Source organism: Yersinia sp. 2540 StPb PI (assembly GCF_052217165.1).
GTDB classification, from domain to species: domain Bacteria; phylum Pseudomonadota; class Gammaproteobacteria; order Enterobacterales; family Enterobacteriaceae; genus Yersinia; species Yersinia enterocolitica_E.
The window spans coordinates 3,236,991-3,252,076 of record NZ_JAZGQC010000001.1 but is presented as its reverse complement, the minus strand read 5'-3'; the positions used below and the strand labels follow the sequence as shown (position 1 = coordinate 3,252,076).

Genomic DNA, 15,086 nt, shown 5'->3' with positions numbered 1-15,086 from the left:
ATGTTATGGCGCATGCTCAAGCAGTCTTGGTTCAGGAATGTCCGGCGTAAATCCCTGGCGGTATTTACGGTCTTCCTTGCTGCCGGACTCATCTCGTCATTGTTGGCGGTATCGATAGATATTGGCGATAAAATGTCACGTGAGTTGAAGTCTTATGGTGCCAATATTTTGATTGAACCTGCTGGGCAGGTGGCACTGCCTTCATTGTTCGGCGAGCAGAGTAACCCACTTACCGGGCAGGATTTCCTCGATCAAGCTGAGTTACCCAATATCAAAGATATTTTTTGGCGTAACAATATTGTCGGTTTTGCGCCATTACTGAGCGGCGAAACTGATGTTAAGGGTCAAATTATTCCGCTGCTGGGGACCTATTTTAATCAGCCGGTTGATGTACCCGATGAAGAGGACTATCACACCGGTCAGCAAATTATCAGCCCGTATTGGCAGGTTAGTGGTAACTGGCCGCAGGAGCCAGTTAAAGCCGATGCGACAACGGCTGAGGCATTGTTAGGTAAACAACTGGCACAGCAAACTGGTTGGAAAGTCGGTGATGAGTTGCACCTCAACGGTGCTTCTGGCCCACTAACGGTGAAGATAAGTGGGGTGCTGAGTAGTGGTGGTGAAGAAGAGAGCCGCCTGGTGTTACCCCTAAGCGCAGTGCAATCACTCCTCGGCTTGCCAGGAAAAATCCAGGCAGTGCGGGTCTCAGCATTGACTGTGCCAGAAAATGAGTTGTCGCGTAAAGCGCGCGAAAACCTTGAAGCCCTCAATGCCGAAGAATATGACCTGTGGTATTGCACCGCCTATGTTTCTTCAATTGCACACCAATTGGAAGAGGCTATTTCTGGCTCCGTGGTGCGGCCAATTTGGCAAGTTGCTGCATCTGAAGGGGTGGTGATTGAAAAGATACAACTGCTGTTGGCGGTGGTTACACTGGCGGCGTTGATTGCTGCGGCAATGGGGATTGCATCGCTGATGACCAGCACGATTATGGAACGCGCTAAAGAGATTGGTTTGATGAAAGCATTGGGGGCGCGTCAGTGGCAAATTTTGATGCTGTTTTATCTTGAAGCAGCAATCAGTGGCTTGATTGGTGGTCTGGCAGGCTGTTTGGCTGGCTGGGGCTTGGCAAAAACCATTGGCCTGATGTTGTTTGGCGCTCCGCTCAGTTTTGCCTGGATGGTGGTGCCCTGTGTGCTGGTGATATCCGTGTTGATTGCCGTCATAGGTACCTGGTTCCCTGCCCGGCGTATTGCCAGTCTCTATCCGGTGGAGGTGCTTTATGGCCGTTAATCATCGGGCAATTCAGCATAAAGGCAGTAATAGTATGTTCTGGCGATTGGTATTACGTGCACTGCGCCTGCGGATGCAACGGGTCAGTGTGGTATTTGCCGCACTCACTGTTGGTGCAGCGATTGTCACCGCAATGTCAGCAGTTTATTTCGATATTAATGCCAAGATGAGTCAGGAGTTACGAACCTTTGGTGCCAATTTCTATATCGGCCCAGGGCATGGTAACTCTTTTGAACAACAGCGATTTCAGCCAATTATAGATGCGGCACCAAAAGGGCTTATCAATGCTTCCAGCCCCTATATTTATGGTATGGCCCGCACCGAATTGGAAAAAGTGGTGCTGATGGGGGTATGGTTTGAATCCCTACAACAGCTCGTTCCCTACTGGCAAGTCACCGGCAACTGGATCGGCGTCAGTTTTGATGATCGCAATGCCATGATTGGTGTCAAACTTGCCGAACGCTTGCACGTCAAAGTAGGCGATACCATTACATTGGTGAATGGAGCGACTCGCCAGCGTCTTCAGGTCAAAGGTATTGTTGAAGCGGGTGACGCCACGGATAACATGTTAATCGTCAATCTTGAACTGGCGCAAAAATGGCTCAATCAACCGGGGCATATCAGCAATGCGCTCCTTAGCGTCAGTAATGATGTGGGGCAGGTTGAAACATTTGCCAGCCGCCTGCGTGAGCAATATCCCGATCTTGAAATTCGGCCAATCCGTAAGGTCTCGGCTTCTGAAGGGCAGGTGCTTGATAAAATAAAAGGGCTGATGGGGCTGGTCTCGGTGGTGATCCTCATTTTGTCATCACTGTGCGTTAACACCACCTTAATGGCGATAGTGGGTGAGCGTTCAAAAGAGTTCGCCTTGCAAAAAGCATTGGGTGCCAGTGGTGCCGATATTATTCGTCAGATGCTGACTGAAACACTGATCATATCGCTGGCTGCCGCAGTCTGCGGTGCTTTGCTTGGGTATGTGTTGGCGCAAGTATTGGGCCAGACGGTGTTCAGTGCGGCAATCGCTTTGCGAGCACCAGTACTGCCATTGACCCTGATATTGTCATTGTTAGTCGCCGCCGTGGCGGCCATTGTTCCCACCCGTCGGGCTATTCATATCGAACCCGCTAAAGTCCTGAAAGGAGAGTAGCAAATGACATCGCCATTAACACGGGTGAAACCTGAATACACCGCGGATGCCGTCATTGAAACCCGACATTTATATAAGCGTTTTGGTCAAGTTACAGCGCTGGAAGACATTAATATTCGCATTAATCGTGGTGAGTTTGTCGCGATTATGGGGGCGTCCGGCTCAGGTAAAACAACATTAATGAATATCCTGACCTGTCTGGATACCGTTAGCGAAGGGCAGGTGTTACTTGACGGTATTGATGCCGCAGGCTTAGACGAAGAAGGCCGCCGGCAGTTTCGGGCTGACAAGATAGGGCTGGTTTTTCAACAATTTCACCTGATTCCTTATCTGACTGCGTTAGAGAACATTATGTTAGCGCAGCATTATCACAGTGTGGTTGATGAAGACGCCGCGCGGCAGGTTTTAGAACAGGTCGGGATGACACCACGTATGGGGCATCTGCCTAGCCAACTCTCTGGTGGTGAGCAACAGCGAGTGTGTATTGCACGTGCGCTTGTTAATCAGCCTCCTATCATTTTTGCTGATGAACCGACCGGTAATCTTGATGAAGAGAATGAACAGCGGGTGCTGGATCTGCTAAACCATATTCATCGTCAGGGTAGAACCATTGTCATGGTTACCCACAATCCAGATTTAGGGTGTGTTGCTGATCGGATAATCCGGCTCCAGCACGGTAAATATCTTAATGAAGAGAGCCGTCATCATGTGGCGTAATCGGTTAAAAGTTATCGGCATGTGTGGTGTGTTATTGCTACTTAGCGCGTGTAAACAAGAAGAGTTGGTGGTGGGTGAAGCGGCCCCGCAATTGGCAGCTTATGACCTAAAAGGCAAGCCGGTGGCACTTGATCAATGGAAAGGTAAGCAGGTGTACCTCAATTTCTGGTCAGCTAGCTGTGGCGGTTGTCTGGCTGAAATGGCGGCACTGGATAAACTGAGTCAGGAATATCGGGATGATATCGTGGTTGTGGCGATTAACACCGATCCTGAACAGGTGGATATCAATCCGGTGTTGGCACAGCGGAATATTAGTTATCCGGTTATTCGTGATCAATTAGGTATCACACAAGAACGCTACCAGGTTATTGGCACCCCGACTTCTTTTCTGATTGACCGCAGTGGTAAAGTGACGCAATTGCATCAGGGCGCGCGTAATGAGCAGGCGCTGGTTACGTTGTTCCAACAATGGGCGGCGGGTGCATAATGAAAGCAGTGCTGTTGTTAACCGTGGGTGTCCTGCTGCTCAGTGTCACGGCTCAGGCAGCCACTGACGGTGAGCATATTTATAAACAAACCTGTTCAAGTTGCCATGGGCGTTCGGCTGATCGCAAAGGCTTGGATAAAGCACCGCCACTGATATCGTTATCGCGTGATGAAATTGTTGATGGTCTAACTGCTCGCCGCGATGGCAAGATTGTTGGCCGGGGCAATAAGGCCAAAGCACATCTGACGGATGACGACATTCAAAAACTGGCCGACCATATCGAAAACTTAAAAACGATTAAACGCACAATGCCTTGATGCAATATTATCTTTTATTTCAATTTGTTGACTGATTTAAATAAACCAAATCTCGTGCCGAATTTGTTTGTTCCGACGGCTTCATTTGATAATGTTAATGCTGTATTATATGTTGCATATTAAATGCATCTTTAAGTTATCTGAGGAATGTCAGTATGGAAAATACATCAGCACTGCTGTGTTATAAAGAGTTACCTGTCTGGAATAGTACCGCTGTACCGGCGATGTTCCGGGAAAAACACAATACCAAGGCAGGCACTTGGGCCAAACTGACCATTCTAAACGGGGAGATGGATTTTCTGATCCTCGATGAAGCGGGGAATACTTTGGCGAGGCATAGCTTCTCTTGTGAGCAGCAGCCGCCCTTTATAGAACCCCAAGTCTGGCACCGTATTGCCGCTTGTTCAGATGACCTGCAATGCCAACTCAGTTTCTATTGCACGGCAGAAGATTTTTATCATAAAAAATACAATTTAACCCCGACGCACTCTGAAGTCATTGAAGCCGTGAAAATGGTTAAACCGGGTAAAGCATTAGATTTAGGCTGTGGTTCTGGTCGTAATTCTTTGTATTTGAATTTATTGGGTTTTGATGTCACGGCGGTAGACAAAAATAGCGATAGTATCCATAATTTACAGCAGATTATAGTACAGGAAAATCTGCAAAATATTACCGCCAGCACTTACAATATTAATGAAGCCAGTGTGGACAACCGCTATGATTTTATTCTATCGACTGTGGTCCTGATGTTCCTACAACCGGAAAGAATTCCCTCTATTATTAATAATATGCAGGAGTGTACCTTGTCCGGTGGTTATAATTTGATTATCTCTGCCATGTCTACGGATGACTTCCCTTGTACTGTGCCGTTCTCCTTTACATTAAAGTCGGGTGAGTTAAGCCATTACTATAAAGATTGGGATATTATTAAGTACAACGAAGATGTTGGGCAATTACATAAGACCGACGCCGAAGGTAATCGGATAAAACTGCGCTTTGCGACATTATTGGCGAAAAAACGGTAATTGCACCCCAGGTACCCAACCTGCGACTTAGTTGGGTTTAATACAGCATATTAAATCGCGGGTAATTTAACCGCCGCGGGGGGTAAGTTGGATTCTTTACGCAAACAACTGACAATATAATCAATAAATACGCGCAGCTTGGGGGGTAAATAGCGGGTTGGCGGGTAGAGTAACCATAAGCCACCGCTGTACGAACTGATAAAGCGCCATTCTGGTAATACCGGTACTATCAGTCCCTGTTGCAATGCTGTTCTGGCCGTAAAATAAGGTAGGCTGCCGATACCTATATGCTGCAAGACAGCATCTAGCCTGACACCGGTATGGTTAGCTGCGTAGCGGCCCCGTACCGCGACAGTTACCGCTTTGCTACCTTGACGGAATTTCCAGCGGGCGTCTCCCGGCGTCTCTCCGAGATAAATACAGCTATGGTGCACTAAATCATGCGGATGCAGGGGAACCTCATGGGTGGCGAGATATTCGGGTGTGGCGCACAACAAATGTTCGATAGCCATCAATTGCCGGCCAATCATTCCAGCAGGGGGTTGGTCAGTAATACGAATTGCCAAATCTATATTTTCATCAATTAAATCAACGTAGCGGTCATCTAAGATCAGTTGTACATCTATTTTACTGTGGCGGCGCAAGAATTCAGGGATATGCGGGTGAACGACAAAACGGCCAACTGCTTTTGGTACACTGATACGAATAAGCCCTTCCGGTTCCAGATTGTACTGGCCACTGACTTCCATCACTGAATTGGCTGCACTAAGCATCGCATGACAGCGTTTAAAAACCTCTTCGCCACTTTCGCTCAATCGCAATTTACGCGTAGTTCGTTGCAATAAGCGCGTAGCCAGCGCTTTTTCGAGTCGGCTGACGCTACGGCTGATCGCTGAAGGTGAAACGCCTAACTGGCGTGCAACTGCCGAGAAACTACCGGTTTCTACCACTTTAACGAAAATAGCCATTTCGCTTAGCAGAGTCAGAGGCGTATTTGTGCTCACAGCGCAACAGTCCTTTGAGGTTATGACGGATTATCACAATAGACTGGCATTAATATAATCATAATGGAAATGATAAAAGGATAATGATTGTGACTACTCGTCTATTTTTTGATAACGATACGCTGGCTACGGATGTAAATGTCCTGAGTTGTACTCCTGATGGTGAGCGATTTGCTTTAATATTGCAGGCTACTATTTTCCATCCGCAAGGTGGTGGGCAACCTTGCGATACCGGTACGATTGGCGGCAGCCCGGTATTATATGTGGTGGTGGTGCAACATCAATTAGTTCATTATGTGGCGCTGCCCGTTGCATTAGGGATACAACCTGCGTGTATCGACAGTGACCGGCGTTTTCTGAATGCACGCATGCATTCCGCTGGGCATATCATTGGCAATATTGGCGAAAGTTATGGCTGGTTGCCAATAAAGGCACATCACTGGCCGGGTGAGGGCCGAGTCTCATTTAAACCGACTGAAAATCCGCATCCAATTGATATTAATATTGTTCAGATAGCTTTAGAGCAGTTTATTCATCAGGATTTAGCCCGACAGACGTTGATCCAGGGTGATTTTCGCGAAATCGGATTTGGTGAATTGCCCGCGTATGCCTGTGGCGGTACCCATGTTAGTTCGCTGCGCGATGTGGGAAAGGTTATTGTTCAGTCCATTTCGGAGAAAAAAGGAGTGATGTCGGTGAATTACACGATTGATTAGTCGGTAACAAATTGTCTTAGCTCTGCACCTGCAACTTCAATGACTTTAGGTATATTATTCAGATTACAGATAAAATAAGCCTTGAAGGAAAGTTTGGTGAATAAAGAAAAGATTGCGCATTTAGACGCGGTAAGTCGCAAAGCCCGTACGGTAATGGAGCGAGAAGGGCTTGATGCTCTGGTGGTCACCGTTTGTGATAATTTCTACTATCTCACTGGGTTCGCCAGCTTCTTTATGTATACCTTCCGCCATACCGGTGCGGCGGTGGCGATTATGTTCCGTGATGCAGCAATTCCTTCGCAAATCATCATGAATGAGTTTGAGGCAGCCAGTGCCCACTTTGATATGCCGAATATGGTGCTAAAAACCTTTCCGGTGTGGGTCGATGTCGATGACCCACGCAATCCCCTTAATCATCAGACCAAGCGTGAGCGGCCGATTGGCCCGCCAGTTGAAGCTGTTTTTAGTTTAGTCAAAGCAGCGCTTGAGGACGCCGGGGTGCTGGGTAAGACCATTGCCATTGAATTACATGCCATGTCTAACGGGGGAAAAGGTGTTCTGGACAAAGTAGCGCCAGGGCTGAAATTGGTTGATTCAACGCCATTATTTAATGAAATCAGGATGATCAAAAGCCCGTGGGAGATTGAACATCTGCGTAAAAGTGCTGAGATAACCGAGTTTGGTATTGCCCGTGCAGCGAAAGAAATTCGCGTCGGTTGTACTGCGGCACAATTGACGGCGGCATTCAAAGCCGCAGTAATGACGTTTCCGGAAACGAACTTCTCCCGTTTCAATCTTATTTCGGTTGGTGATAACTTCTCGCCTAAAATGCTGGCGGATGACACCCCAGCTAAGCCGCGAGACTTAATTAAGTTTGACTGCGGTGTTGATGTTGCAGGTTATGGGGCCGATCTGGCGCGAACTTTTGTTCTGGGGGAGCCGGACCCACTAGCAAAGCAAATATATGACACCATTAGAATCGGTCATGAACATATGCTCTCAAGGGTGGCACCGGGGGTTAAATTAAAAGATGTTTTTGATTCCACCATGGACGTCATTAAAAAATCGGGCTTGCCACATTATAATCGTGGTCATCTAGGGCACGGTGATGGTGTATTTTTGGGATTAGAAGAAGCACCTTTCATCAGTACATTAGCGACTGAAACGTTCCAGCCTGGGATGGTGTTAAGCCTTGAAACACCCTATTACGGTATTGGGGTCGGTTCGATTATGTTAGAGGATATGATTCTCATTACTGATAATGGTTATGAGTTTTTAACTAAACTTGATCGCGGCTTACAACGTTGTGACTAATCTGCGCTGAACATCTCACTTTATGTGAATTAAATTCATCTTGGAAAATAGACTCTAGCCATTTTAGCTGAGCCTATTTTTCTTAGGTCAAAATCGTATATGACAAACATTCAAATAGTTATAAAAATAATGCATATAAAATAATGAGTTAAATTGTAGAAGTGTTTTAATAGTTTGGTTACTGGCATTCTGGCAGTAAGATCTGGTTTTCAATCAGTTCATTTTTAATGATAACGGAAGTGATAATCTACTATTGCTAATAATAGCGGACTTATTTTCTAGTTATAAGATAAATAATATTTTAGATATTAAAATTAAAAGTAGTAAAAAAAACAGGCTAAAACAGCCCGAAAATCAAATCGTGCTACCCTTTTGCAGACGACTGTATCGCAGGATTCCCTTAGTGAAAATATTTAGTCGCTAAATTTTACCTTTTTAAAGGATTTTATCCTAAGATTAATCTTAGTTTCATTAAAACTAACCGCTATAACACATTTTCACCTCTATTAATCGCTGGAATAACAATATTCTATAATAATTCGACAACAGTATTTTCTTTCAACTATCCTATGTAACATGCTGTAATACATTCTAAGGACTTCATTTCATCATAATTCCATAATGAAAAATGGATGTTCGTGAAGTAGCTTTCCTTGATCATCAAACAAGTTGCTGGCTTAAGGGTTATATAATGTATAACGCATTTACAACACTACTGCGCCCGTTGCACCGGCACAGAATAACTTTATTAGCGCTATTAATTTCCGGCCTTTCAGTTAATCCAGTTTTGGCAGATACACAGTATGATTCGTTAATCATCCAAGCCAGATCAGGAGATACCGCGCCGGTCCTTGACTACTTACAAAAAGAATCCAAATCTGGCCCTCTCAATAGTGGGCAGGTAGACGACTGGCTACAAATAGCCGGTTGGGCAGGGCGTGATCAAGAGGTTATTGACGTTTACGAAAGATACCACTCTTCAATGAATCTCTCTTCGCGGGGCTTAGCGTCCGCAGCGCGTGCATATCGCAATGAAAAACGTTGGGATCAGGCGTTGGCATTGTGGCAAAGCAGTTTAAAGAAAGACCCAACCAACCCAGATCTTATCACTGGCATGATAATGACTCAGGCGGATTCCGGGCGCGGTGGTGAAGCTTTACAGCAGGCGAAAGACCTGGCTGCGCGTGACCCTTCTGCAAAAAACTATATGACCCTCTCTTATCTTAATCGGGCAACCAACCGCAATTACGATGCTTTGCAGGCCTCGAGTGAGGCGGTACGACTGGCACCGGAATCTGAGGAAGTATTAAAAAATCACCTCGAGATTCTGCAAAGAAACCGTATTGCCGATCCTGCGTTGCAGCTTGCCAAAGAGAATCCAAAATTAGTGACCGCAGAGCAATATCGGCAACTTGAGCGAGATGCTGCAGCGGAACAAGTCCGTATGGCGGTACTACCAACACGCAGCGAGACGGAGCGATTTTATATTGCTGATCAAGCGTTGGCTGATTATCAGGATTTGTTAGCCCGCTGGAGCAAAGATCCCGAAGCGCAGGCCGATTATCAACGTGCTCGTATCGATAGATTAGGCGCGTTATTGGTTCGCCGTAATACCGAACAACTCATTAAAGAATATGAAAGCATGGAAGCCGAAGGCTACAAAATGCCGGATTATGCACGTCGCTGGGCGGCATCTGCTTATATCGATCGCCGGATGCCAGAAAAAGCAGCACCGATCTTGACCAGTTTGTATTACGCCGATGGCAAAACATTCCGCAATAGCGATGATTTGCTTGATGCAGATGATCTCTATTATTCGTTGAATGAAAGTGAACAATTGGATAAGGCACATCAATTCGCTAAAAACTATAGCGAACAAACGCCGTATCAGGTTGGCGTTTATGGTCTGCCAGGTAAAGAGCCGAATGATGACTGGATGGAAGGGCAGACTCTGCTGGTTCAATCCCTGGTAGCACTCAATGATCTGCCTGCGGCGCAGAAAAAACTGGAAACGCTATCCAGTACTGCTCCTGCTAACCAGAATTTACGTATTGCTCTGGCCGGTATCTATTTGGCAAAAGATTTACCACGTAAATCTGAACAAGAATTGAAAGCAGTAGAGTCATTGGCACCACGCAGTCTTATTCTGGAACGTGCACAAGCTGAAACTGCGATGGATTTGCAGGAATGGCATCAGATGGAGTTACTCACTGATGATGTGATTACCCGTTCTCCTGAAGATGTTCCCTCGCAGGAGCTCGATCGTCAGCGCAAAGTGCATAACATGTATGAATTGCGTGTAACCGGGAATCGAACTATTTCTTCCAACAGCCCAATCAGTGGTAACAAGGATTTTGGCATTGAAACGTTGCTGTATAGCCCCCCGATAGCTGAAAACTGGCGGGTATTCGGTGGTGGCAGCTACGACAATGCGCAATTTGAAGAAGGAAAAGGCATTAATCGTGCTACGCGGTTAGGGGGCGAGTGGACATCCCGTGACCATTGGGTTGAGGCTGAAGTGAATAATCAGAATTACGGTTTTGGTAACAAAACCGGTGCTCGGTTATCGACTTGGTACGATTTTAATGATCACTGGCGAGTTGGTGGGCAGGTTGAGAGACTGGCCAAAGATACCCCATTGCGCGCATTAAAAAATAATATATCCGCTAACAGTGCGTCAGCGTATGTGTTCTGGAAAGCCGATGATCGGCGTGACGCTGAAATTAGCGTGACACCGTCACGTTTCTCTGACGGCAACAACCGTTGGGAATATGAGTTCAACGGACGCCAACGTGTCTGGACGGGCCCTTACCTGACGGCAGATCTTAGCTTAGGGTTAGCGTCGAGCCATAACACCAAAGAAGACGTGATTTACTATAACCCGAAAAGTGATTTCACTTACGTCCCTGCCATTACCTTAAACCACATTATGTATCGCCACTATAAAACCGTCTGGAGCCAACAAATTCAGCTCGGTGTTGGCGGTTATTGGGAGAAAAACTTCGGTAATGGTCTGGTAACCACGGCAGGTTATGGGCAACGCATTCAATGGAATGATGTCGTGGATACTGGGATAGCAGTGACCTACGATAAGCGCCCCTATGATGGTGTCCGTGAGCACGATCTCTCGCTCGCTTTCGATTTGAATTACCGTTTCTAAGGGATCAGCGCCATGGCGAAGATACTATTTTTTATACGAATACTTGTAGTAGGAATGATAACGGTGCTGGCCTCGGTGTGTTATGCAGAGAAACCGGTATTCGTTCCACCCGCTGAGCGGGCATTGCCGCTAAGTGAAAGGCCGTGGCAAAAAAATACCTTTGTGGTTATTGCTTATCACGACGTTGAAGATGAATCCGCAGACCAACGCTATCTGTCAGTAAGAAGCAGCGCATTAAGTGAACAATTGGCCTGGCTAAAGGACAATCGTTACAACGTGGTGTCTGTTGATCAGATTTTAGCGGCCCGTAATGGTGGCGCACCGCTGCCTAATAAAGCCATTTTACTGACCTTTGACGATGGGTACAGTAGTTTTTATAACCGTGTTTACCCATTGTTAGAAGCCAATAAATTGAGTGCAGTACTGGCTCCAGTGGGGACTTGGATCGATACGCCACCGAATAAGAAGGTGGATTTCGGTGGTTTAAGTACTGATCGCGATCGTTTTCTTACCTGGAAACAGATCAGTGAAATGGCTAAATCAAAACTGATTGAAATAGGTGCACATACTTACGCTTCCCATTACGGCGTGATAGCAAACCCGCAAGGGAATACCGAACCGGCAGCAGCCAACTTGATTTATGACCCTAAAACGAAAAAATATGAAACTGAAGCGGCTTTCAAGCAGCGGATGGAAAAAGACGTTACCTTGATAACTCAGCGTCTTATTCAGGCAACGGGCAAGCAACCGAGAGTCTGGGTTTGGCCATACGGTGCAGCCAATGGAACCGTGTTAAATATCTTACGCCAACACGGTTACCAGATGGCTATGACACTGGAACCCGGTATTGGTAACGTCAATGATCTGATGAATATACCGCGTATCTTGATCAGTAATAATCCGTCGTTGAAAGACTTTGCCCAGTTGGTTACCTCTGTGCAGGAAAAAGACATCATGCGGGTGGCGCATGTTGACCTGGATTATCTCTACGATCCAGACCCGGTACAGGAAAAGGAAAATCTCGACAAACTGGTACAACGGATTTCTGATTTACGCGTTACCACGGTGTTCCTGCAAGCATTTTCTGATCCGAAAGGGGATGGCAATATTCGTCAGGTATACTTCCCTAACCGTTGGATACCGATGCGCCAGGACCTGTTTAACCGCGTTGCCTGGCAACTAGCATCACGCCCTGATGTGGATGTTTATGCCTGGATGCCGGTGTTGGCATTTGAGATGGACCCGTCGTTACCGCGGATTAAGCGTATTGACCCAAAAACAGGTAAAACCAGTATCGATCCGGATCAATATCGTCGCCTATCGCCATTTAACCCGGAAGTCAGACAGCGCATCATTGATATTTATCGCGATATGGCCTATAGCGCACCGATTGACGGGATTCTCTATCATGACGACGCGGTAATGTCTGATTTTGAAGATGCATCGCCGGATGCTATCCGTGCGTATGAGAAAGCCGGTTTCCCAGGTTCGATTGCTACCATACGTCAAGACCCGGAAACCATGGCCCGCTGGACGCGATATAAGAGTAAATATCTGGTTGATTTTACTAATGAGTTAACACGCCAGGTGCGTGATATCCGTGGTCCACAAGTAAAATCCGCCCGTAATATATTTGCTATGCCGATCTTAGAACCGGAAAGTGAAGCATGGTTTGCGCAGAATCTTGATGATTTCCTGGCTAACTATGATTGGGTTGCCCCGATGGCAATGCCGCTAATGGAGAAGGTGCCGTTATCAGAGTCTAATGAGTGGCTATCGCAATTAGTTAATAAAGTTGCACAGCGCCCTGGGGCCCTGAATAAAACCGTATTTGAACTGCAATCGAAGGACTGGACCAAGCCTGAGGGCAGCAATGCCATCAGCGGCCCGATACTGGCGGGATGGATGCGCCAGTTGCAGTTAAATGGCGCGCAAAATTTTGGTTACTATCCGGATAACTTTATCACTGGCGAACCACCGCTAAAAGATGTCCGCCCTGTGCTATCTTCTGCCTGGTACCCTTTATATGATCGATAGAATTATTGCGTTACTCATCCTATGCCTGGTACTGAGTATACCTGCGGGTATGATCCTGCTCTTTACCGGTGATGTGTTGCTGAATTTTGTTTTCTTCTATCCGCTCTTTATGTCCGGTATTTGGATAACCGGTGGTGTCTATTTTTGGCTACGCCGAGAAAGACACTGGCCGTGGGGCGATGATGTGCCCGCACCGGAGCTAAAAGGTAATCCGTTAGTGTCTATTTTAATCCCTTGTTTTAATGAGGGAGAGAATGCGCGGGAAACCATTCACGCGGCATTGGCACAGACTTACACCAATATTGAAGTGATCGCCATTAACGATGGCTCCAGTGATGATACTGCACAAGTGCTGGATGGCCTGTTGGCTGAGGACTCGCGATTACGTGTTATTCATCTGGCTCATAATCAGGGTAAAGCTATTGCTCTGCGTATGGGAGCAGCAGCGGCACGTAGTGAATATCTGGTATGTATCGATGGTGATGCCTTACTGGACAGCAAAGCGGTGCCTTATTTGGTCGCGCCGCTGATTGCGAATCCACGCACGGGTGCGGTTACCGGTAACCCGCGAATCCGTACGCGCTCAACGTTGGTTGGCCGTGTGCAGGTTGGTGAGTTCTCTTCTATCATCGGTCTGATTAAACGGACACAACGTGTCTATGGTCAAGTTTTCACCGTCTCTGGTGTGGTTGCTGCGTTCCGTCGCCGAGCACTGGCGGATGTGGGCTACTGGAGCCCGGACATGATCACGGAAGACATCGATATCAGTTGGAAATTACAAATCAGGCACTGGTCAGTATTCTTTGAGCCTCGTGGTTTGTGCTGGATTTTGATGCCGGAAACCTTACGTGGTCTGTGGAAGCAACGTTTGCGTTGGGCGCAGGGCGGGGCTGAAGTTTTCCTGAAAAATATGTTTAAGCTGTGGCGCTGGCGTAATCGCCGCATGTGGTTGCTGTTTCTTGAATATTCACTGTCGATAACCTGGGCGTTCACTTACCTGTTCAGTATTATCCTGTTCCTACTGGGATTGGTTATTACTTTACCGCCAGGTATCCATGTACAAACAGTCTTCCCACCGGCCTTTACCGGGATGGTACTGGCGTTGACTTGCTTGATGCAGTTTGCGATAAGCTTGGTCATTGAACGGCGCTATGAGCCTAAACTGGGTAGTTCACTGTTTTGGATTATCTGGTATCCCATGGTCTACTGGATGCTGAGCTTGTTCACCACAGTGGTTTCGTTCCCCAAAGTCATGCTCAATACCAAGCGTAAACGTGCGCGTTGGGTTAGCCCTGACCGTGGGATCGGGAGGGTTAAACCATGAGTGCACCTCTTATTCACACTGAACAGCGGCTGATACCCCGCTGGATCGACATTATTATCACGGCATTGGCCTGGATAGGTTTTATCTTTCTGTTCGTGAAAGGTTTTCTCGACATGATTGGCAGAGCGCCGAATATGGGGCCGATTCCGTTCAGAATGTATATTATTAGTGGCCTGACAACCTTGGCATTGTATGCGGCGATTGCGGCATTCAATGCCGTGGTAATCATCATCTGGGCTAAATACAATCAGGTGCGTTTTCAGGTAGAACGTCGTGGGCATCGACCCCATCTGAATGATGATGAGTTGGCTAGCAGTATGGAGCTTTCAGCGGAGATGGTGGCTCAGCTTCAAGCGGGTTCCTGCCTTACGTTATATAATGATGAACATGGGCAATTGCTGGACGTCAAAGAAGGGCTACAGCTTCCCACCGTTGCACCGGTAGTTAATTTACGCCGGGGGTGATGGGCCATCATCTCTGAATACCTGATAGTAAGTCATTCTGTACTTATATCGGGTATTCAGACCCTGCCTGCTATTATTTCA

General features: G+C 46.9%; 13 protein-coding genes. 12 read left to right on the top strand and 1 reads right to left on the bottom strand.

Annotated features, from left to right (window positions below; all coding sequences use genetic code 11):
* The 6 genes from V1956_RS14855 (at window position 1) to tehB (ending at window position 4,986) form a co-directional block, all read left to right on the top strand.
* Window positions 1-1,293 (top strand): ABC transporter permease, encoded by a 1,293-nt coding sequence (locus V1956_RS14855; protein WP_083159073.1) that lies wholly within the window; start codon window positions 1-3, stop codon window positions 1,291-1,293.
* A 34-nt stretch (window positions 1,294-1,327) separates the two neighbouring features.
* Window positions 1,328-2,440, top strand: coding sequence for an ABC transporter permease (locus V1956_RS14850; RefSeq protein ID WP_193784820.1), 1,113 nt, complete (start codon window positions 1,328-1,330; stop codon window positions 2,438-2,440).
* A gap of 3 nt (window positions 2,441-2,443) precedes the next feature.
* Window positions 2,444-3,157, top strand: coding sequence for an ABC transporter ATP-binding protein (locus V1956_RS14845; RefSeq protein WP_083159071.1), 714 nt, complete (start codon window positions 2,444-2,446; stop codon window positions 3,155-3,157).
* A 19-nt stretch (window positions 3,158-3,176) separates the two neighbouring features.
* Window positions 3,177-3,644 (top strand): TlpA family protein disulfide reductase, encoded by a 468-nt coding sequence (locus V1956_RS14840; RefSeq protein ID WP_193784819.1) that lies wholly within the window; start codon window positions 3,177-3,179, stop codon window positions 3,642-3,644.
* On the top strand, window positions 3,644-3,961 hold the full coding sequence (locus V1956_RS14835) for a c-type cytochrome (protein ID WP_372558844.1): 318 nt from the start codon (window positions 3,644-3,646) through the stop codon (window positions 3,959-3,961). The genes V1956_RS14840 and V1956_RS14835 overlap by 1 nt, the downstream gene beginning before the upstream one ends.
* Window positions 3,962-4,116: 155 nt before the next feature.
* Window positions 4,117-4,986: an SAM-dependent methyltransferase TehB gene (gene tehB, locus V1956_RS14830; RefSeq protein WP_372558845.1), complete on the top strand. Its 870-nt coding sequence runs from the start codon at window positions 4,117-4,119 to the stop codon at window positions 4,984-4,986.
* Between the two features lie 50 nt (window positions 4,987-5,036).
* Here tehB and V1956_RS14825 read toward each other — a convergent pair whose 3' ends face one another.
* Window positions 5,037-5,990, bottom strand: coding sequence for a LysR substrate-binding domain-containing protein (locus tag V1956_RS14825; protein WP_442825279.1), 954 nt, complete (start codon window positions 5,988-5,990; stop codon window positions 5,037-5,039).
* Window positions 5,991-6,079: 89 nt separating this feature from the next.
* Between V1956_RS14825 and V1956_RS14820 the strand changes: the two genes are divergently transcribed.
* The 6 genes from V1956_RS14820 to pgaD all read left to right on the top strand — a co-directional run bounded on the left by V1956_RS14820 (window position 6,080) and on the right by pgaD (window position 15,005).
* On the top strand, window positions 6,080-6,706 hold the full coding sequence (locus V1956_RS14820) for an alanyl-tRNA editing protein (protein WP_442825278.1): 627 nt from the start codon (window positions 6,080-6,082) through the stop codon (window positions 6,704-6,706).
* A 96-nt stretch (window positions 6,707-6,802) separates the two neighbouring features.
* Window positions 6,803-8,020, top strand: a complete 1,218-nt coding sequence (locus V1956_RS14815) for a M24 family metallopeptidase (protein ID WP_442825277.1) — start codon at window positions 6,803-6,805, stop codon at window positions 8,018-8,020.
* A gap of 691 nt (window positions 8,021-8,711) precedes the next feature.
* Window positions 8,712-11,180, top strand: coding sequence for a poly-beta-1,6 N-acetyl-D-glucosamine export porin PgaA (gene pgaA, locus V1956_RS14810; protein WP_372558849.1), 2,469 nt, complete (start codon window positions 8,712-8,714; stop codon window positions 11,178-11,180).
* 12 nt (window positions 11,181-11,192) lie between these two features.
* Window positions 11,193-13,217 (top strand): poly-beta-1,6-N-acetyl-D-glucosamine N-deacetylase PgaB, encoded by a 2,025-nt coding sequence (gene pgaB, locus V1956_RS14805; protein WP_420072210.1) that lies wholly within the window; start codon window positions 11,193-11,195, stop codon window positions 13,215-13,217.
* Window positions 13,207-14,541: a poly-beta-1,6-N-acetyl-D-glucosamine synthase gene (gene pgaC / locus V1956_RS14800; protein ID WP_083159063.1), complete on the top strand. Its 1,335-nt coding sequence runs from the start codon at window positions 13,207-13,209 to the stop codon at window positions 14,539-14,541. The genes pgaB and pgaC overlap by 11 nt, the downstream gene beginning before the upstream one ends.
* Window positions 14,538-15,005: a poly-beta-1,6-N-acetyl-D-glucosamine biosynthesis protein PgaD gene (pgaD, locus tag V1956_RS14795; RefSeq protein ID WP_372558851.1), complete on the top strand. Its 468-nt coding sequence runs from the start codon at window positions 14,538-14,540 to the stop codon at window positions 15,003-15,005. The genes pgaC and pgaD overlap by 4 nt, the downstream gene beginning before the upstream one ends.
* The last annotated feature ends 81 nt before the right edge of the window (window positions 15,006-15,086 follow it).

Coding starts and splice junctions, on each gene's coding strand:
- V1956_RS14855 (WP_083159073.1), top strand. CDS start 1: ATGTTATGGCGCATGCTCAAGCAGTCTTGGTTCAGGAATGTCCGGCGT.
- V1956_RS14850 (WP_193784820.1), top strand. CDS start 1,328: ATGTTCTGGCGATTGGTATTACGTGCACTGCGCCTGCGGATGCAACGG.
- V1956_RS14845 (WP_083159071.1), top strand. CDS start 2,444: ATGACATCGCCATTAACACGGGTGAAACCTGAATACACCGCGGATGCC.
- V1956_RS14840 (WP_193784819.1), top strand. CDS start 3,177: ATGTGTGGTGTGTTATTGCTACTTAGCGCGTGTAAACAAGAAGAGTTG.
- V1956_RS14835 (WP_372558844.1), top strand. CDS start 3,644: ATGAAAGCAGTGCTGTTGTTAACCGTGGGTGTCCTGCTGCTCAGTGTC.
- tehB (WP_372558845.1), top strand. CDS start 4,117: ATGGAAAATACATCAGCACTGCTGTGTTATAAAGAGTTACCTGTCTGG.
- pgaA (WP_372558849.1), top strand. CDS start 8,712: ATGTATAACGCATTTACAACACTACTGCGCCCGTTGCACCGGCACAGA.
- pgaB (WP_420072210.1), top strand. CDS start 11,193: ATGGCGAAGATACTATTTTTTATACGAATACTTGTAGTAGGAATGATA.
- pgaC (WP_083159063.1), top strand. CDS start 13,207: ATGATCGATAGAATTATTGCGTTACTCATCCTATGCCTGGTACTGAGT.
- pgaD (WP_372558851.1), top strand. CDS start 14,538: ATGAGTGCACCTCTTATTCACACTGAACAGCGGCTGATACCCCGCTGG.